At 66.3% G+C, this 18,014-nt stretch carries 21 protein-coding genes and 1 riboswitch; of the genes, 5 read left to right on the forward strand and 16 right to left on the reverse strand.

What is annotated here, in order from left to right:
- Positions 1 to 137 precede the first annotated feature (137 nt).
- From DCM79_RS26230 to DCM79_RS26250, 5 genes are all read right to left on the reverse strand, one after another.
- Entirely contained in the window at positions 138 to 764 is a 627-nt protein-coding gene (locus DCM79_RS26230; protein ID WP_257176997.1) for a thiamine phosphate synthase, read from the reverse strand.
- Positions 751 to 1,533, reverse strand: a complete 783-nt coding sequence (locus tag DCM79_RS26235; RefSeq protein WP_257176998.1) for a thiazole synthase — start codon at positions 1,531 to 1,533, stop codon at positions 751 to 753. Before DCM79_RS26235 ends, DCM79_RS26230 begins: the two co-directional genes overlap by 14 nt.
- A 168-nt stretch (positions 1,534 to 1,701) precedes the next feature.
- Positions 1,702 to 1,899, reverse strand: a complete 198-nt coding sequence (gene thiS, locus DCM79_RS26240; RefSeq protein ID WP_126255223.1) for a sulfur carrier protein ThiS — start codon at positions 1,897 to 1,899, stop codon at positions 1,702 to 1,704.
- A gap of 7 nt (positions 1,900 to 1,906) precedes the next feature.
- Complete coding sequence (locus tag DCM79_RS26245; RefSeq protein ID WP_257176999.1) at positions 1,907 to 2,929, reverse strand: FAD-dependent oxidoreductase; 1,023 nt, start codon at positions 2,927 to 2,929, stop codon at positions 1,907 to 1,909.
- Positions 2,917 to 3,057: riboswitch (TPP riboswitch) on the reverse strand. (Overlaps the previous gene by 13 nt.)
- A gap of 174 nt (positions 3,058 to 3,231) precedes the next feature.
- Entirely contained in the window at positions 3,232 to 3,795 is a 564-nt protein-coding gene (locus DCM79_RS26250; protein WP_257177000.1) for a lytic transglycosylase domain-containing protein, read from the reverse strand.
- 245 nt (positions 3,796 to 4,040) lie between these two features.
- On the opposite strand from DCM79_RS26250, the gene DCM79_RS26255 reads away from it, so the two are divergent.
- Positions 4,041 to 4,241 carry a hypothetical protein gene (locus tag DCM79_RS26255; RefSeq protein ID WP_257177001.1) on the forward strand — a complete coding sequence of 67 codons (201 nt, stop codon included), beginning with the start codon at positions 4,041 to 4,043 and terminating at the stop codon, positions 4,239 to 4,241.
- 25 nt (positions 4,242 to 4,266) lie between these two features.
- On the opposite strand, the gene DCM79_RS26260 is transcribed toward DCM79_RS26255, so the two are convergent.
- On the reverse strand, positions 4,267 to 4,398 hold the full coding sequence (locus tag DCM79_RS26260; RefSeq protein ID WP_257177002.1) for a hypothetical protein: 132 nt from the start codon (positions 4,396 to 4,398) through the stop codon (positions 4,267 to 4,269).
- A gap of 83 nt (positions 4,399 to 4,481) precedes the next feature.
- On the opposite strand from DCM79_RS26260, the gene DCM79_RS26265 reads away from it, so the two are divergent.
- Entirely contained in the window at positions 4,482 to 5,018 is a 537-nt protein-coding gene (locus DCM79_RS26265) for a PRC-barrel domain-containing protein (RefSeq protein WP_028138115.1), read from the forward strand.
- Between the two features lie 89 nt (positions 5,019 to 5,107).
- Here the strand turns inward: DCM79_RS26265 and DCM79_RS26270 are convergent, their stop codons facing one another.
- The 7 genes from DCM79_RS26270 to DCM79_RS26300 all read right to left on the reverse strand — a co-directional run bounded on the left by DCM79_RS26270 (position 5,108) and on the right by DCM79_RS26300 (position 13,600).
- Complete coding sequence (locus DCM79_RS26270) at positions 5,108 to 5,935, reverse strand: ABC transporter permease (RefSeq protein WP_257177003.1); 828 nt, start codon at positions 5,933 to 5,935, stop codon at positions 5,108 to 5,110.
- The gene (locus tag DCM79_RS26275) at positions 5,932 to 7,194 is read right to left on the reverse strand and encodes an ABC transporter permease (protein WP_257177004.1); all 1,263 of its coding nucleotides are present in this window, start codon (positions 7,192 to 7,194) and stop codon (positions 5,932 to 5,934) included. The genes DCM79_RS26270 and DCM79_RS26275 overlap by 4 nt, the downstream gene beginning before the upstream one ends.
- Positions 7,195 to 7,444: 250 nt before the next feature.
- Positions 7,445 to 8,503, reverse strand: coding sequence for an ABC transporter substrate-binding protein (locus DCM79_RS26280; protein WP_257177005.1), 1,059 nt, complete (start codon positions 8,501 to 8,503; stop codon positions 7,445 to 7,447).
- A 65-nt stretch (positions 8,504 to 8,568) separates the two neighbouring features.
- Positions 8,569 to 9,678: an ABC transporter ATP-binding protein gene (locus DCM79_RS26285; protein WP_257177006.1), complete on the reverse strand. Its 1,110-nt coding sequence runs from the start codon at positions 9,676 to 9,678 to the stop codon at positions 8,569 to 8,571.
- Positions 9,679 to 10,020: 342 nt separating this feature from the next.
- Positions 10,021 to 11,589 carry a DUF4403 family protein gene (locus DCM79_RS26290; RefSeq protein ID WP_257177007.1) on the reverse strand — a complete coding sequence of 523 codons (1,569 nt, stop codon included), beginning with the start codon at positions 11,587 to 11,589 and terminating at the stop codon, positions 10,021 to 10,023.
- 121 nt (positions 11,590 to 11,710) lie between these two features.
- Entirely contained in the window at positions 11,711 to 12,349 is a 639-nt protein-coding gene (locus tag DCM79_RS26295; protein ID WP_257177008.1) for a PQQ-binding-like beta-propeller repeat protein, read from the reverse strand.
- Between the two features lie 30 nt (positions 12,350 to 12,379).
- A complete protein-coding gene (locus DCM79_RS26300; RefSeq protein ID WP_257177009.1) occupies positions 12,380 to 13,600 on the reverse strand; it encodes a helix-turn-helix domain-containing protein in 1,221 nt (406 codons plus the stop codon).
- A 120-nt stretch (positions 13,601 to 13,720) separates the two neighbouring features.
- Here DCM79_RS26300 and DCM79_RS26305 point away from each other — a divergent pair, with 120 nt between their 5' ends.
- Both DCM79_RS26305 and DCM79_RS26310 read left to right on the forward strand, forming a co-directional pair.
- Positions 13,721 to 14,512 carry a DUF899 domain-containing protein gene (locus tag DCM79_RS26305; RefSeq protein WP_373568125.1) on the forward strand — a complete coding sequence of 264 codons (792 nt, stop codon included), beginning with the start codon at positions 13,721 to 13,723 and terminating at the stop codon, positions 14,510 to 14,512.
- Positions 14,505 to 14,768, forward strand: a complete 264-nt coding sequence (locus DCM79_RS26310; RefSeq protein ID WP_257177011.1) for a hypothetical protein — start codon at positions 14,505 to 14,507, stop codon at positions 14,766 to 14,768. The genes DCM79_RS26305 and DCM79_RS26310 overlap by 8 nt, the downstream gene beginning before the upstream one ends.
- A gap of 108 nt (positions 14,769 to 14,876) precedes the next feature.
- On the opposite strand, the gene DCM79_RS26315 is transcribed toward DCM79_RS26310, so the two are convergent.
- The 3 genes from DCM79_RS26315 to DCM79_RS26325 all read right to left on the reverse strand — a co-directional run bounded on the left by DCM79_RS26315 (position 14,877) and on the right by DCM79_RS26325 (position 16,661).
- Complete coding sequence (locus tag DCM79_RS26315; RefSeq protein WP_257177012.1) at positions 14,877 to 15,209, reverse strand: GIY-YIG nuclease family protein; 333 nt, start codon at positions 15,207 to 15,209, stop codon at positions 14,877 to 14,879.
- Positions 15,210 to 15,412: 203 nt separating this feature from the next.
- Positions 15,413 to 15,832, reverse strand: coding sequence for a cytochrome c family protein (locus tag DCM79_RS26320; protein WP_257177013.1), 420 nt, complete (start codon positions 15,830 to 15,832; stop codon positions 15,413 to 15,415).
- A 112-nt stretch (positions 15,833 to 15,944) separates the two neighbouring features.
- Positions 15,945 to 16,661, reverse strand: coding sequence for a L,D-transpeptidase (locus DCM79_RS26325; RefSeq protein ID WP_257177014.1), 717 nt, complete (start codon positions 16,659 to 16,661; stop codon positions 15,945 to 15,947).
- Between the two features lie 273 nt (positions 16,662 to 16,934).
- Here DCM79_RS26325 and DCM79_RS26330 point away from each other — a divergent pair, with 273 nt between their 5' ends.
- On the forward strand, positions 16,935 to 17,987 hold the full coding sequence (locus DCM79_RS26330) for a glycosyltransferase family 1 protein (protein WP_257177015.1): 1,053 nt from the start codon (positions 16,935 to 16,937) through the stop codon (positions 17,985 to 17,987).
- The last annotated feature ends 27 nt before the right edge of the window (positions 17,988 to 18,014 follow it).

Raw genomic sequence — 18,014 nt, forward strand, 5'->3', positions numbered from 1 at the left:
AAATTTCGGTGTCATCCCCGCGAAGGCGGGGATCCAGTACTCCGCGGCAGTGCGCCTAAAACCGAGAAGCCGCGGCGTACTGGATCGCCCGGTCAAGCCGGGCGATGACAGTGGAGTGTAGGGTGAGAGCGTGCGCATCACGCCGGCTCCTTGGATAAGCCAAGCCATTGCCGTACCCGCGCGTCGGGGTCGGGGTTCTGCGTGACGTCGCTGACGACAGCGATGGAATCCGCGCCTGCCGCAAAAATCTCCGCGGCGTGCTCGAACTTGATGCCGCCGATCGCGACCAGCGGGATATCGCCGATGCGCTTCTTCCACTCGGTGATTTTCGGAATGCCCTGCGGCTCGAAGCGCATCGATTTCAGCGTGGTGAAGAAGATCGGGCCGAGCGCGACATAGTCGGGCTTTGCCTCGAGCGCGGTTTCGAGCTCGGCATCGTCATGGGTGGAGATACCGAGTGACAGGCCCGCCTCGCGGATCGCCTTGAGGTCGGCCTCGGCGAGATCTTCCTGGCCGAGATGCAGATATTTTGCGTCGGCGACGATCGCGGCGCGCCAATAATCGTTCACGACCAGCCTGGCCTGCGTGCCTTTCGTGATCGCCAGCGCGTCGGTGACCATCTGCAAGGCCTGGCCGTCGTCGAGCTCCTTGGCGCGCAGCTGGATGGTGCCGACGCCGAGCTTGGTCAGGCGCTCGACCCACGCCAGGCTGTCGACGACGGGATAGAAGCGATCAGGATACGCGTGGCGATCAGGATACGGCATGCCAGAACGGGGTCCCAACGACAGGAGTGGAGGGGGAAGCGAAGTCGCGGGCGTTCATCAGCCCGGCCTCGAAGGCGGTGCGGCCGGCCTCGATACCGAGGCGGAAGGCGTTCGCCATGGCGACGGGGTCGGCGGCCTTGGCGATGGCGGTGTTGAGCAGCACGGCATCATAGCCGAGCTCGAGCGCCTGCGCCGCATGGCTCGGCGCGCCGAGGCCGGCATCGACCACCAGCGTGATGTCGGGCAGCCGCTCGCGCAAGAGCTTCAGCGCATCGCGATTGGTGATGCCCTTGGCGCTGCCGATCGGTGCGGCCCACGGCATCACCACCTTGCAGCCGGCATCGACCAGGCGATTGGCGACCGAGAGATCCTCGGTGCAATAGGGGAACACTTCAAAGCCGTCCTTGATCAGGATGCCGGCGGCTTCGACCAGGCCAACGACGTCGGGCTGCAGCGTGTCGTTGTCGGCGATGACCTCGAGCTTGATCCAATTGGTGCCGAACAGCTCGCGCGCGAGCTTGGCCGTGGTCACCGCCTCGCGCACGGTGCGGCATCCCGCGGTGTTCGGCAGCACGGTGACGTCGAGCTCGCGGATCAGCTTCCAGAACGCATCGCCAGTCTTGCCGCCGGCGGATTCGCGGCGCAGCGACACCGTGACGATGCCGGCGCCGGAGGCCCGGATCGCCTCCTGCATGATCGCCGGCGAAGGATAGAGCGCGCTGCCGATGAGCAGGCGCGAGGCGAAGGTCTTGCCGTAGAAGGTCACCATGTGGAAGGTGTCTCCTCAAGTTCAACTGTCGTCCCCGCGAAGGCGGGGACCCATACCGCGTGATTTCTCTTTGGGCACGCGGGGAGAGACCCACTGCCATAACCGCTCCCTGGGGTTATGGGTCCCCGCGTTCGCGGGGACGACGTGAGGATAGAGCGTGCCATCACCTCACCCTCCCTGCCGCGGCGTGATGATCTCGATCTCGTCGCCGGCCTTCAGGCTCGTCTCGGCCCAGCGGCTTTTCGGCACGACGTCGTAGTTGAGCGCGATCGCGAAATGGGTGCCCTCGTAGTCGAGCTCGGACAGCAGCGCATCGACGCTGGCCGCGTTCACCTCGCGCTGCTCGCCGTTGACGATCAAACGCATGGCACGATCACCCGCATTGCATCACCTCGTTGTCGATCTGGCCGCGCTCGACATAGGCGAGCGTCAGCTCGGCGAGCGCGGGCGCGATCAGGAAGCCGTGGCGGTAGAGGCCGTTGACGGAGATCGTCCTGCCGCGAATGCCGATGCGCGGCAGATTGTCGGGGTAGGCGGGACGAAGCCCCGAGCCGAACTCGACGATGCGGGCTTCGCCGAAAGCCGGGTGCACGGTATAGGCGGCGCCCAGCAGCTCCAGCGCGGAGCGGACGCTGACGCCGGTGTCCTCGGCCTCGATCGAGGTCGCGCCCAGCATGAACAGATTGTTCTCGCGCGGGATCACGTAGAGCGGCCAGCGCGGATGCATCAGCCGCACCGGGCGCGCCAGCTGCACCTCGGCCGTCTCGATCAGGATCATCTCGCCCTTGACGCCGCGAAGCTCGCTGTGCTCGTCGCGGGCACCGAGGCCGCGGCAGTCGATCACGATGCCGGCGGGGTCCTTGGCGAGATCGCTTGCGGTCACGTCGCTTTCGAACTTGATGGTGCCGCCGGCGGCGCGGATGCGCTCGTGCAGCTGCGGCAGCACGCGGCGCGGCTCGACATGGCCCTCGGCCGGGAAGAACAGCGCGTCGCGGAAGCGGCCCTCCAGCGACGGCTCGAGCGCGGCGAGGCCGGCGGCGTCGAGCCGGCGGTGGTCCTCGGTCATGCGGGCAAAGCGCTCGAAATCGTTGCGCTCGCGCGGATGGGCGACGACGAGCGAGCCGTTGAACGGCGTGTCCGGCAGCTCGCGCCGCCAGATATCGAGCGAGCGCAGCCCCAGGCGGCTGATGATGGGCTCGGCGACTTCCGCCTCGCAATAGGGCGCGAGCATGCCGCCGGCCCAATGGCTGGTGGCGTCCGTCATCGCCTCGTCACCGCGCTCGTGCAAGGTCACGGCATGGCCGGCCTGTGCGAACAGCAGGGCCTGCCAGGCGCCCGCAATGCCTGCGCCGATGATGGATACCGGTGAATCCGGTCGCTTGGTCTTCTGCAACATCCCTGTCCCTTCGCCGGCATGACCCGGATCAGGTTCAAAGGGTCACCGCGGTCCGGGCAAGCCGGTCGATCGGCATTGCCCATTTAGCGGTATCTCAGCTCCTCCTCGGAGCACCCCTCGGAACGGTGCTAATGTAGGACAGTGGGACGGGGCGGTCAACGCGTCAGGTGGAAACCCTGCCCCGGACGCAGCGCATTACGCAGTGGTGCGCTGCTGAGCCGGGGCCCATGCTCATGCGGGATGCTGGGTGCCGGCTCTGCGCAGCAGCGTTGCACGCTGCTGCTTGTCCGGGACACGGGGTGTTACCGCGAGGCCTGCGCCCGCGCGTTGCGGACGCGCTGGGCCAGCTTCCGGTGCGGAGCGGCGGCGAACATCGGCTGCGGGTTGCCGTTCGGCTCGAGCCAAAGTTGACCCATACCCCCCTGGCCCATGCTGCTGTCGCTCATGGTGGCGAGCTGCACGGCGTCCTGGCGCTGGCGCTTGGCGACGTAATAATAGCCGCCGGCGAAATAACGCACGGCTCGCGCGTGGTCGCCATTGGCGGCGCGATAGGCGCCGGCAAGGTATTTCACCGCATAGGTGAGGTTGGTGTTGGGATCGCGCAGGCCGGCGGCATCACCGGTGTAGCCGACGCCGCGGGCGGTCGCGAGCTTGATCTGCATCAGGCCGATGGTGCCGCCGCGGCCGACCAGGTGCGGCTGATAACGGCTCTCGCGCATGATCACGCGATGCACCAGCGCTTCCGGCACGCCGTTGGCGCGGGCATGGGCCGCGACCATCTCGGCATAATCGGCTTGGCCGGCGAACGCGGCTTGCGGCAATGTCAGTCCAGCCGCGAGCAGCGCGGCAATGCGTAAAATCTTCATCAGATATTCCTTAGGCCCTTGGGCCCTTGGTGTGACCTGCGCCCGGCCGCCGTTAGGCCTTCCGAACGCGGCGATGATGTGACCAAACGCCGCCAATGGCGATTTTGCGGCGCCGAGCCGCTTTGACGACTCAATGCCGGGCTACGGGTTCCCTCAGGTGATGCCCGCTCGCGGCAGCAAGGCTGTCTATTCGCGCGGTCGCGCGAAAGCGAGTAAGAAGCGGCTAGCAAATCGGGAGAGGTGCCATGCCGAAAGCAATCCTCAGCGACACCCCCAGGCAGAACCCCTGTGCCCAGTGCGGCACGCCGATCCCGCGGCCCGACTGGATCGAGCCGGGCGAGGGACGCGTCTCGTATCTCTGGACCTGCCACGCCTGCAACTACCGCTTCGAGGCGGTGGCCATCTACGACGAGACGGCCGTCGAGCACCCGCCGCTCGCGGCGTAAGGCCTTCCGCCAAGCAGCGCGAGGTCTACGCCGCCAGGCGCGGCTGCTGCCAGACGTCCTCGACATCGATGGCGAGCGTGCTGTCCGCGACGTCGAGGTCGATCGACACCTCGCAATATGTTCCTGAGTGACTCAGGAACAGTGCGCCTGCGCGCATCGCGACGAAATTGCGGCGTGCACGGAACTGCGTGTGGTCAACGCTGTTTTCTCCTTACGAGTTTCGTTGAAGGAGAGGACAACATGATGAAGTCGATCGTCGCCGGTCTTGCCGGCACTGCACTGCTCACGACCGTTGCGTTCGCGCAAGCACCGACCGCCACCACCGACAAGGCGGCGCCGTCCGCTACCACGACTACGTCCACGGCCACGACCGCCTCGACCACGGCGTCCGGCCAGTGGCGTACGTCCAAGATGGACGGCCTGAAGGTCTATAACGAAGCCAACGAGAACATCGGCACCATCAACGACCTGCTGATGGACAAGAACGGCGACATCAAGATCGCCGTGATCGGCGTCGGCGGCTTCCTCGGCATGGGCGAGCATCTGGTCGCCGTGCCCTACGAGAAGCTGAAGTTCGTCAACGAGGCCGTGGCCTATACCGGTACCGGCGCGAAGCCTGCCACGACCACCACGACCGGCGCTGCGACCGGCACCGCGGACACCAAGCCCGCTGCGACCACGACGTCGTCCACCTCAAAATGGTATCCGGACCATGCCGTGTTCAACGCCAGCAAGGACGAGCTGAAGAACATGCCGGAGTTCAAGTATACGGAGTAATCCCGCTCTGAGCGAGCAGACGAGGCGCGCCCGGTTTTCACCGGGCGCGTTGTCGTGTCGTTTTTTGTCTCGCGAGTTGCGCCCGTCCTTCAGCCGCCGGCCTTGAGTTGCTCGTTGCGGCGGCGCAGGGCCTCCATGGTGGCAAGGAGGATGACCGACACACTGGTCAGGATCAACGCCGCGGCCGTGATGGTCGGGCTGATGTTCTCGCGGATGCCGCTGAACATCTCGCGCGGCAGGGTGCGCTGCTCGGGGCCGGCCATGAACAGCACGATCACCACCTCGTCGAAGCTGGTCGCGAAGGCGAACAGCGCGCCCGATGCGAGCCCGGGCAGGATCAGCGGCAGGATCACGCGGCGGAACGCCTGAAGCGGCGAGGCGCCGAGCGAGGCGGCGGCGCGTGCCAGATTGGTGTCGAAGCTTTGCAGCGTCGCACCGACCGTGATCACCACGAAGGGCGTCGCCAGCGCGGTATGGGCCAGGATCAGGCCGAGATAGCTGCCGGTCAGTCCGATCGGCGCGAAGAAGAAATAGAGACCGACCGCGGTGATGACGCCGGGCACGACGACCGGCGACAGCACGAAGGCCAGCACGAGCGGCTTGAACCGGCTCTTCCACTGCGCCAGCCCCAGCGCGGCCAGCGTGCCAAGCCCCATCGACAATGCGGTCGAGGCGACGCCGATGATCACGCTGTTCTTCAACGCATTCATCCAGCGCGGCGAGGTGACGAAGTCGTCGTACCAGCGCAAGGACAGTCCGGGCAGCGGATAGGTGAGGTACGAGCCCGAGCTGAAGGACAGCGGCATGATCGCGAGGATCGGTGCGATCAGGAAGACGAACACCAGCGTGGAGACGACGATGGTCGCGGTCCACGCGATGCGTTGGCTGGGCGTGCGCAGGGCGGAATTGTCGCTCAATTCTTCATGCCTCCCGTGACCTGCTGGCCCTGCACCAGCTTGCCGTAGACGAGCGCCAGCAGAATGGTGGCGAGCAGCAGCACCGCGCCGAGCGCCGAAGCGAGGCCCCAATTGGCGGTGTCGGTGGTGTAGAGCGCGATGAAATAGCTGATCATCTGGTCGGCGGCGCCGCCGACGAGCGCCGGCGTGATGTAATAGCCGAGCGCCAGGATGAAGACGAGCAGGCTTCCCGCGGCGATGCCGGGCAGGGTCTGAGGCAGGTAGATGCGCAGGAAGGCGGTGACCGGCGGCGCGCCGAGCGAGGCGGCGGCGCGCAAGTAAGCCGGCGAAATCGCCTTCATGCTGCTGTATAGCGGCAGGATCATGAACGGCAGGAGAACGTGGGTCATGGCCACGCAGACGCCGAAGCGGTTGTAGATCAGGCGCAACGGCTCGTCGATGATGCCGAGCCAGTGCAGGCTGTCGTTGACGACGCCTTTGCTCTGCAGCAGCACGATCCAGGCGCAGGTGCGGACCAGAAGCGACGTCCAGAACGGCAGCAGCACGAAGATCATCAGGAGGTTCGACTTACCTGGGGGCAGCGTCGCCAGGAGGTAAGCGACCGGGAAGCCGAGGATCAGGCAGAGGACGGTGACGCTGAGGCTGATGACGAAGGTGCGGACGAATAGGCTGCGGTAGATGGCCTGGTCCGGCGGGGCCGCGACGATCGCGCCGTCCACGTTCCGCACGAGGTCGAGCGCCGCCAGGAGGTAGAAGCCCGTGATGGGGCCGCTGGCGTCCTTGATCGTCGTCCAGGTGGCGCGTTCGCGCCAGGCCGGATTGATCCTGCCCAGCGTCTCCTTGGCGGTGCCGGGCTCGGGCGCGGCCTTCAGATTGCGGGCGGTGCTGGTCAGGATGGTGCGAAAACCGTTCAGCGCGTAGTTCAACCGCTTCGCCGCGATGGCGATGGTGCCGGCGGCGCGCGCCGCCAGCACGTCGCTAGCCAGTGCTGAATAGGCTTTCTCGTCCGGCAGGTCCTTGCCGTCCCAATCGGCGAGAGCAGCGATGGTTTGCGGCAGAACCTGACGCACCTCCCTGTCGTCGACCGCGCGCCACAACATGCCGGCGATCGGCCCGGCGAAGGTGAAGAGCAGGAAGACGAGAAGCGGGGCGACCAGCGCCAATGCCTTGAGCTGACGTGCCCGCTCCGCACGCCTCAATCGGCGCTTGAGCGGCACCTCGGTCGACGCATCGGCGCCGGTCAGGGACGCTGCTGTCATGGAGAGAGCCCGTCGGAATGGCCTGAGCAAGCGCCTCGTCCTTCGAGACGACCGCGGAGCCTGTCATCGGGCCGCGCTTCGCGCGGACCCGGTGGCGGACTCCTCAGGATGAGGCTCCACGGCATCGCTGCTTGCAAAGTTGCTGCCACAGACTCAGATCTCATCCTGAGGGCCCGCCGCAGGCGGGCGTCTCGAAGGATGCGCCACGGGCGACTTGCCCGCCACGCATCCTTACCTATTCAAAAAGGCGCTATTTCGCGGCCCATTTGTTGAAGCGCTCGGTCAGGCGGTCGATGTTCTCGAGCCAGAAGGCGACGTTGATCTCGACCGCGTTCTTGATGTTGTCAGGGGCCGTCGGCAGGTCCTTCAGGACGGCAGGCGAAAGCTTGCCGGCCGCGTCCTTGTTCGAGGTGCCGTAGGCGATGTTCTCCGACAGTTTCGACTGGTTCTCCGCCTTGCCGACGAAGTCGAGGAACTTGTAGGCGGCGTCCTTGTTCGGGCTGCCCTTGAGGATGACCCAGCTGTCGAGCGTGAACAGCGCGCCGTCCCACACCATGCCGAAGTTCTTCTTCTCGTTCTTGTTCGCGGTGTCGATGCGGCCGTTGTAGACCGAGGTCATCGCCACCTCGCCGGAGGCGAGCAGTTGCGGCGGCTGGGCGCCGGCCTTCCACCAGACGATGTCGCCCTTGATGCTGTCGAGCTTCTTGAAGGCGCGCTCGACGCCTTCGTCGGTCGCCAGCACCTTGTAGACGTCTTTCGGTGCGACGCCGTCGGCCATCAGCGCGATTTCCAGCGTGGTCTTCGGGCCCTGACGCAGGGCGCGCTTGCCCGGAATCTTCTTGATGTCGAAGAAGTCGGCCCAGCCCTTCGGAGCTTCCTTCAGCTTGTCCTTGTCGTAGCCGAGCACGAAGTCGTAGAGGATGGCGCCGACGCCGCACGGATTGACCGATGGCGGGATATAGGCGGCCTCGCCGCCGATCTTGGTATAGTCCAGCTTCTCGAACAGGCCTTCCTCGCAGCCGACCGCGAGCTCGTCGCTCTCGACCTGGACGACGTCCCAGGTGGCGGCGCCGCCCTGCACCTTGGCGCGCAGCACGCCGACGCCGCCGTCCCAGGACTCGTCGTTCATGGCAATTCCGGCCGCCTTCTTGAACGGCTCGAAATAGACCTTCTTCTGGGCCTCCTGATAGGCGCCGCCCCACGACACGACGGTGAGGTCCCGCGCCTGGGCGACCGTCGCCAGCGCAGCGCTGGCACCGAGCGCGGCGGCGAAACCCAGAGCAATCCTGCCAATCTTGCGCTTCAACATGGTCCTGGTTCCTTCTTGGTGCGAGTTGCGTTGAGGTTGAGCATTTCAGGTCTGCTTGCGTTGGATCAGACCGGATCGAGGGCGAGGCAATCCTCCGGACGGAAAGTGATGAAGATGCTTTCGCCGTGTCTCAGGCTGCCATGTGCGCCCGGCTGAAGCTTGACCATGAATTCGGCGTTGCCGGCGACGTCGAGCACGGCCAGCGCGTGGTCGCCGAGATAGATGGTGTTCTGCACCTTCGCCGGCAGGCGGTTCGGTTCGTCGCCGGAGCTGCCGTCCGCGATGATGGCGATCCGCTCCGGCCGTACCGAGAGCGAGGTGGAGGTGCCCGCGCCCGAAACGTTGACCGCCCGGGCGGTGACGGTGCCGCCACCGGTCAGCGCGACGCGGCAATAATCCTTGTCGACCGTCTCGACGGTGCCGGCCAGCACGTTGTTCTCGCCGATGAAATGGGCGACGAAGCTGTTCACCGGATGCTCGTACAGCGCGTCGGGCTTGTCGATCTGCTGCACGACGCCGTCGTTGAACACGGCGATGCGGTCGGACATGGTGAGCGCTTCGCTCTGATCGTGGGTGACGTAGACGATCGTGATGCCCATCGTTTCGTGCAGCTGCTTGATCTCAAGCTGCATCTGTTCGCGCAGGCGCTTGTCGAGGGCGCCGAGCGGCTCGTCCATCAGCACGAGCTGCGGGTTGAAGACCAGCGCACGGGCCAGCGCCACGCGCTGCTGCTGGCCGCCGGACAACTGGCCGGGCCGCCGGTGCGCCAGGTTTTCCATCTTGATCATGCGCAGCGCCGCGGCTACGCGCTCCTCCACGTCTGCCTTGCTCGTCTTGCGAACGGAGAGCGGGAAGGCGATGTTCTCGGCGATCGTCAGGTGCGGAAACAGGGCATAGTTCTGGAACACCATGCCGATGTCGCGCTTGTGCGGCGGCATGTTCTTGATCGGCCGGTCGCTGAGATAGATGTCGCCATGGGTCGGCACCTCGAAGCCGGCCAGCATCATCAGCGTCGTCGTCTTGCCCGAGCCCGACGGGCCGAGCAGGGTGATGAACTCGCCCTTCCTGATGTCGAGATCGAGGTTCTTCACCACGAGGTGCTCGCCATCATAGGTCTTCTGAATGCCGGAAAAGCGCACCAATGCCGGCGGGGGCGTGACCATGCCGGCTTCCATGTTGACCTCGGCTTGCCGCTACAATGCTCGTCAGCACCTCGTTCGAGGTGGCCAGGGGCAGCTTAGCATCCTCGAATGAGATTGCCAGCGGGGCGGCCGATGAAGAAGCGTGCGAGTACAGGCTATCGGATGCGACTCGCGGCGGTAGCATGCGCGCACGCCTCGTCCTTCGAGACGCCCGCTTCGCGGGCTCCTCAGGATGAGGCTAGGCGGCATTGGATGCACGTTGAAATGGCTGCCGCACACTCCAGCCTCATCCTGAGGGCCCGCCGGAGGCGGGCGTCTCGAAGGATGGCCGCGGGGGACCGATCTCAATGCGATAGCCTTCTGAGAGTGAAAGCGCTACATCCCCGACAGCTTGCTCACATACACGTTCAGCGAGCCGCCGGCTTCCGCGACCACGCGCAAGGTCTTGGAATCGAAGGCGATGTCGGCCAGCGTCAGGCTGTCGATCATGGCCTCGACCTTGAGGCCGTCCTCGCTCTTCTGGTAATCGGCGATTGCCGCGGCAATCTTCTCGCGGGCGTTGGCGGCGATCGGCTTCAGGTCGAGCGTCGCCTTCTGCAGCAGCGCCTGCTGCATCTGCGGCACCACGGCGCGCGCCGCGGCGCCCAGCAGGCCGAACGCCGCCTCGGATTCCACCGCGAGCTCGATGTCGGTGAGCCGCAGCGTCTGTTGCGCCTGGTCGAGCACCGGCCGCCCCCAGATGTGCACAGTCGCCTCGGCGCCGAGGCCGAGCCAGCTCTTCTTCTCCTTGGCGCGCACCAGCAGCGAGATCAGCAGCCGGTCGCCCGACGGGGTCACGTTGGCGCTCTTCACGGTGACGTCGACCGGGCCGGAGCCGTCCTCGGGATAGGTGCGGCCGACCATCTGCGCGGCGATCAGCTTGTTGATCTCGGTGAAGGGCACGTCGATCGGCACGCCGATGTTCACGCCGGTGCCGGTCGGCGGCACGATCGAGATCTTGTCGGGGAACGGACAGTTCGGCTTGGTCGGCGTCGAGGTGACGCGCGTCTCCGCTTCCAGGCCGAGCAGCAGCGTCACGGCCTGCGCATCGACGCGCGGCTGCGCGGCGATGGCGCGGATCGGTTTCATCTCCAGCCAGAGCGGCGGCAGCGCGGCCGAGGCGCCCGAGCCCTGCAGCGGGATCGAGCGGCACGCCTTGGCCCATTGCAGCTTCGCGTTCTCGCGCAGGGAGGGATCGTTGCGGATGCGCTCGGAGACGATGTTGATCTGCTCGCCGACATTCTTGTCGATCAGCGGCTTCACCTGCGCCGGCACGTTGACCTTGGCGCCGGAGACATTGAGGTTGGTGTCGCCGAGATTGACCTGGGCGCCGAGATTGGGCTCGAGATGCCAATTGGCCCCGAGCTTCGGGCGCGAGGTGACGACCACGTTGCCCTTGATCTCCGCGCTGGCGTTCAGATTCTTGATGTTGACGGCGCCGATCCGCTTGGCTGCGTCACCGCCGAGCACGCTGCCGAGCGCGTCGCCGAGCGCGCCGGTGGCCTTCGCCGACAGCGAGCCCGTCACGTTCAGCTTGCCCGAGAGCGGCGTCGAGATCGTCAGCACGTCCTTGTCGCCGGCCGCTGCCATCGGCCCGCGCACGGCGGACCAGCCGATGTCGGCGTTCTCCAGGATCTGCGAGATCGGGTTGTCGGCCTTCCCCGAGAAATTGCGCGGCGCGGCCTTCTCGGCCTGCTCGCGGATCGCCGAGATCGCGATGGCGACCGGCGCGATCACGATCGAGCTCTTCGCGGCCGGCGGCAGCGGCGGCAATTGCGCGACCGGCGGCGCCGAATTCGTCGCGCGCGGCGCCAGCCAATCCATCGCCTTCAAGCTGATGAAGAAGGACGCCGCGAGCACGGCGATTCCGACCAGGATGGTCTTCAGATTCAACGTCAGTCGCATCAATCCCCCAAGCCGCCCCGGCGGGGATTTTACAGGGCGGGCGAGCAGGGCGCTAGAGCGCACCGGTGGGGTGGAATTGCGGCGAACAGGTTAACGGATGCGCCCCGCATTTGCCGGGCATTCAGCCGCGCCGGGGGCGGCGGACCGCTCTTACATTGCCATTGGTGCCGCCGCCGCAAAAGAAGCGGTCACCGCCATCGGATTCCAGCCCGGACACGCCGGTCCCGGCGGGCAGGTCGAGCTGCTCGAGCACCTTGCCGGTCGCGGGGTCGATCCGCCTGATGTCGCTCTCCTCGTTCTCCCAGGTGCCGTGCCAGAGCTCGCCGTCGACCCAGGTCACCCCGGTCACGAAGCGCTTGCTCTCGATGGTGCGGAGAACCTTGCCGCTTTCCGGATCGACCTGATGGATCCTTCGCTCGCGATATTCCCCGACCCACAGCGAGCCTTCGGCCCAGGCGAGGCCTGAATCGCCGCCGCCACCCGGCGCCGGAATGGTGCTGAGCACCTTGCCCGATGCCGCATCGATCTTCTGGATGCGATCCTCGGCGATCTGGAACAGGTGCCTTCCGTCGAATGCCGTTCCCGCATGTGCGGCGACATCGATGGAGCGCGCGACCTTGCCGCTGTCAGGATCGACCGCATTCAATTTGTCGCCGGAGGCGAACCAGACATGGCTGCCGTCATAGGTGACGCCATGCACGGCCTCGACGCCCTCAAACGGCCCGTACTCCCTGATGATCTCGGCGGCTGAACGCTTCATCTGCTTGCTCCCTGTGATGTGGCCTCAACGTTACGTCTTCAGGAGCGGCGTGGGGAGTAACAAGCCTGTCGGGAAACCCGGGACGGGCGGCGTCATCCAGCGCCGGGCCCGCCCATGCCCGAAACATTGCACCTTGTTCGAGCGCGCCAGTTCGTCGAGGGCCCGCTGCACCGTGCGCGGGCTCGTTCCCAGCGCCAGCGCGAGCGCCGAGCTCGACCAGGGCTCGCCGTCGGAGAGGAGAGCGAGAACATTGGCGTGCTTCTCGTCGACCGGCCGCGCCAGCACGAGGATGTCGCGCGTCCTGCGCGGCGCCAGCGCAAATCCTTGCTTCGTCGCGTTCACGTCGGCGAGCGGTTTGAGCTTGGTGCGGAGCCGACCGATCTCGACGCGCAACCGCGCGCGATGCGATTCATCGAGATGCCTGGCGTGAAACGCGCCCGCGATCAGCGTCTGACGCGACACATCCGCAGGCCATGCCTGCGCCAGGATGCGGACGAGGGCAAACAGCACCGGCCGGGTGCCGAGCGGCACGACGGTGCCGCGCCTGCGCACCGAATGATGGAACGTGTCCACGACGAGCACTTCGGATGTCGCGAGCTGCTCGACCTCCGCAAGCAGCAATGGCCGCTCCTCGCCGCGCGTGATCAGGCGCGCTGTCGGCGTATCGAGCACGCGGCTCGCGCCTTCGACTTCGGCGGCGAGCGCGGGGATGCCGGCCTGCCGTGCGGCGCGGGCCGCCCGCGCCAGCGCCGCGCGTGCATCCTCCGATCGGAGCCGCCGTATGGCGATGCCGGCGAGCACCAGCTCGCGAACGACTTGTGAGGCAGGCGGGAGCGGGAAGCGGCCGGGACCGGCGAGCATACTCTCCGCCTCCTCGATATGTCCGAGCAGGAGAAGACGCCGCGCGGCGATGTGGCGGGCATGCGCCGCGTTGGCGAGATCGCCGTGCTTTTCGAGGGTCGTGCGCGCGGCGGCGAGTGTCCTGTCCGGCCAGCTCAAGTCGCGCGAGACCAGCGCGATCTCGGCTTGGGCCACCACGCATCTTGCCCGCGCCACCGCCTCGCGCGGACCGAAGGCGCGCGCAGCATTTCGCAGCAGCGACTTGGCCTTGGCGAGGTCGCCGAGCTGCGCCATCGCGATGCCGCGCAGCGCCAGCGACGGTGCGTCGTTGCGCAGCGCGACGCGGTTCAGGGCGCCGAGCGGATCGCCCGCCTCGAGCGCGCGCGCGGCGGCCGTGATCAGCGACTCCATTCAAATCCCGCCACACTTGTTACTCCCACCGCGCAACCGCGCGGTGCCAGAAATCGTTGTCGACCGACCATGTGCGGCGCGGGGCGGAATGGACTTGAGCGAGAGATTTGGAGAGTCATGATGACATTAGCCCAAAACGAACCGAATAACGGACAGTCCGTCATGCAGACACCTCCGGTGGTGTCGCCGCAGGACTGGGAGGCCGCCCGTCAGCAACTGCTCGTGAAGGAGAAGGCGCATACCCGTGCCCGTGACGCTCTGGCCGCCGAGCGCCGGCGCATGCCGTGGATGGAAGTTTCCAAAACCTATGCGTTCGAGGGGCCCGGCGGCAAGCTCAGTCTCGTCGACCTGTTCCAGGGCCGGCGGCAGTTGATCGTCTACCGCGCGTTCTTCGAGCCCGGCGTGTTCGGCTGGCCCGATCACGCCTGCCGCGGCTGCTCCATGGTGGCCGACCAGGTCGCCCACGTCGCGCATTTGAACGCCCGCGACACCACGCTCGTGTTCGCCTCGCGCGCGCCGCAAGCCGATATCATCAGACTGAAGCAGCGGATGGGCTGGACCATGCCGTGGGTCACCATCACCGACAGCTTCGACGCCGATTTCGGCGTCGACGAATGGCACGGCACGAACGTGTTCTACCGCGACGGGACGCGGATCTTCCGCACCTATTTCGTCAAGAGCCGCGGCGACGAGCAGATGGGCGGCACCTGGAATTACCTCGACATCACGCCGCTCGGTCGCCAGGAGGTCTGGGAGGATTCGCCGAAGGGCTATCCGCAGACGCCGACCTACAAATGGTGGAACTGGCACGACAGTTACACGGAGGGCGCAGCGCCCGACAAGAAGTGGGTCGAGATCTCAGACGCCGGCGAGAAGGCGTTCCGCCGGGAGGCTGTGGAAGGCCGTGACTAGCCCCGTCGGCACAATGGCCGGCGCCGGCCGCAATGGCGTGGTGGCGGCGCGCCACCTTGCCAGCTGGCTGTCGCTGGCAGCGACACCCACCTTCGCGATCATGGCCGTGCTGACGGCCATGGGCGGGCCGGCCGACATGCTGTGCGCCGCGGGGCAGGGGTCGCCGCTCGGCGGCATGGTGCCGATGTATCTCCTGATGAGCGCGTTTCATTCGGCGGCGTGGCTGCGGTTGCTCGGGGAGCGGCGGGGTAGGTAACGCAATCTCGTGCCCGCCTCGTCCTTCGAGACGCGCGCAAGCGCGCTCCTCAGGATGAGGCTCAACCAACATCCGTGCCCGTTGAAAGTGCTGCCACGCATTCCGTCCTCATCCTGAGGAGCCCGCCGGAGGCGGGCGTCTCGAAGGATGATGCGATGCGCGCTTTGACAATTCATGAAGCTCGGCAAAATCGCCGCGCATGAAGGCCTCCTTCTTCGCGCGGCTCCATTTCTTCAGCTTTCGCTCGCACTCGATTGCATCGGTGATGCGATCGAACCATTGTGAGAACATCAGCGCCACAGGCCGGCGTGACTTCGTGTAGGCTTCGAAGGTGCCGGCGTTGTGCTGGGCGACCCTGATTTCGAGCTCGGTACGCGTCGTGCCAATGTAGTAGCTGCCGTCGGCGCATCTGAGAATGTAGAGCCACGCGCCTTCCGTCATCGTGAACGCCTCGTCCTTCGAGACGCGCGCAAGGGCGCGCTCCTCAGGATGAGGCTAACTGGCATTTGGCGATTGGTGCAAGTACTGCGAAGAGACTGCGACCGCACATTCCGCCCTCATCCTGAGGGCCCGCCGCAGGCGGGCGTCTCGAAGGATGCGCCGCGAGCTCGGATACAAGTCTAAACCGCCCGGCGCGAGCGCGGCTATTGCCCGCCCGCCGCCTGCAGATACGCAACGACCTTCGCCGCTTCCTCCGTCGAGATGCCGCCATAGGGCTGCATCTTGTTGCCCGACACCACCTCGTCCGGCTTGACCATGAAGCGTGTCAGCTTGTCCTGATCCCAGACGATGCCGGCGTCCTTCATCGATGACGAGTAATTGTAGTCCGGCAGCGCGCCGGCCTTGCGCCCGACGATCTTGTTGAGGTTGGGGCCGAGGCGGTTGTCGCCTTCCTTCATGGAGTGGCAGGTGCGGCAGGAATTGTTGAAGGCCTGCTTGCCTGCCTCATCGCCGGCCGGCTGCTGCGCGAGCGAGGCGGGCGCGGAGACGAGCAGCGCCAGTGCGGTGGCGCCGGTGATCGCGTGCAGCCACGGATAGAGCGAGGATTGCAGGCGTGATTGCATTTGCGCCTCCATCGGGGACCGCGCCGCAGCAGGCGCGCGTCGACATGTCGAGGGCAAACAAAAGCGGCCCCGGCAGGTTCCGGGGCCGTTTGCGTCACGATGTCCTGACGGCTCAGCGCGTCGCGGTTCCGAGTTCCGCGCGGCGCTCCGTCATCGGCAGCACCACGACCTTGGTGCCGACGTTGACGCGGGAATAGAGGTCGGTGACGTCCTCGTTGGTCATCCGGATGCAGCCGGACGAGACGCGCTTGCCGATGGTCTCGGGGGCGTTGGTGCCGTGGATGCGGTAGATGGTGCCGCCGAGATACATGGCGCGCGCGCCGAGCGGATTGCCGGGGCCGCCGGCCATGTGGCGCGGCAGATAGGGCTGGCGGGCGATCATCTCCGGCGGCGGCGTCCAGGCCGGCCACTCGGCCTTGCGGGTCACCGACTGGATGCCGGACCAGGTGAAGCCGTCGCGGCCGACGCCTATGCCGTAGCGGAGCGCCTGGCCGTTGCCGAGCACGTAATAGAGATAGGTGTTGGGCGTATCGATGATGATCGTGCCCGGCGCTTCACGCGTCGCGTAAGCGACGGTCTGGCGGCGGAAGCGGGCCGGCATCTCCACAGCGTCCTGATCGTCGGACGGTTCGGTCTGGTAGGTCGGCGCCTGATACGGCTGATAGGGCTGGAACGGCTGCGGCGCGACCATCGGCGGCAGCGGCTGGAAGAACGGGAAGATCTGCACCGGCGCCGCCTTGGCTGCGCCTGCGAATGCGATCGCGGAGGCCGCGACTGCGCCAAAAGCAACGGCGCGCGAAAACGTCTTGAACGTGTCCAGATTGAACATGTGATCGCCCCTGTTGGCTCGGTGGTCTCGGCCACCGCGGCACCGCTGCGGTGCTCTGTTGCCTGGATCACTAACGGCAAAACGTTTCGGGACATTTGCGCGGAAAACCGAAAACGGTTTCACCGCGGCAAGAATTGTTTCATGACAGTTTCGTGGCCGCAGGCGTCCGTTACGCACAAAACGACGGGCCGACACTTCTATGACGTCACACGCCTGAAATATCCTTCGTTGATGGTCGGAAACCGAGAATCATCAAACTCTCGGGATTTTCCCATGCGGGTATTAATCGCGACGGACGCCTGGCATCCGCAGGTCAACGGTGTGGTCCGGACGCTGACCTCGCTGGCGAATGCGGCCAAGGCGCTGGACATCGAGATCGGCTTCCTGACCCCGGACGGCTTTCCGTCCTGGCCGCTGCCGACCTATCCGGGCCTGCGCTTCGCGTTGCCGGGCAGCAAGGAGATCGCGCGGCGCATCGAGACCGCGGCGCCGGACGCGCTGCACATCGCGACCGAAGGCCCGATCGGCTGGGCGGCGCGGGCCTATTGCCGCCGCAACCGGCTCGCCTTCACCACCTCCTACACGACGCGCTTTCCCGAATACGTCGCGGTGCGGACCGGCATCCCCGCAAGCGTCGGCTATGCCGTGCTGCGCCATTTCCACGATGCCGCCGCCATGACCATGGTGGCGACGCCGTCGCTGCGGCAGGAGCTGTCCGAGCGTGGCTTCAAGCGGCTCGGCTTCTGGACCCGCGGCGTCGACACCGAGCTGTTTCATCCCGGTGCGCCGGCGAGGCTCGATCTGCCGCGTCCGATCTTCATGACCATGGGCCGCGTCGCGGTGGAGAAGAATCTCGACGCGTTCCTGGCTCTCGACCTGCCCGGCACCAAGGTGATCGTCGGCGACGGCCCGCAGAGGGCGGCGCTGGAGCGGAAATATTCCGATGCGGTGTTCCTCGGCGAGAAGAAGGGGGCCGATCTCACCGCGCATCTTGCGGCCGCAGACGTGTTCGTGTTTCCGAGCCTGACCGATACGTTCGGCGTGGTGCAGCTGGAGGCGCTGGCCTGCGGCACGCCGGTTGCCGCGTTTCCTGTCACGGGTCCGAAAGACGTCATCGCCGATCATCCGATCGGCGCGATCGATCACAATCTGCGCGCCGCCTGCCTGCGCGCGCTCACCATGTCGCGCGAGACCTGCCGCCACTTCGCGTTGGAGCGCTCCTGGGAGAACAGCGCGCGCCAGTTCGTCGGCAACCTGACCTCACTCCAACCCAGCCGCGCCTTGCGCGCCTCGCCTCGCATGGCGCGGCGGCCGGTGCGCGGTTGAACTTTCCTTAGACCCACAGCGAGAACC

This window comes from Bradyrhizobium sp. WBOS07 (assembly GCF_024585165.1).
In the GTDB taxonomy this organism is placed as follows: domain Bacteria; phylum Pseudomonadota; class Alphaproteobacteria; order Rhizobiales; family Xanthobacteraceae; genus Bradyrhizobium; species Bradyrhizobium japonicum_B.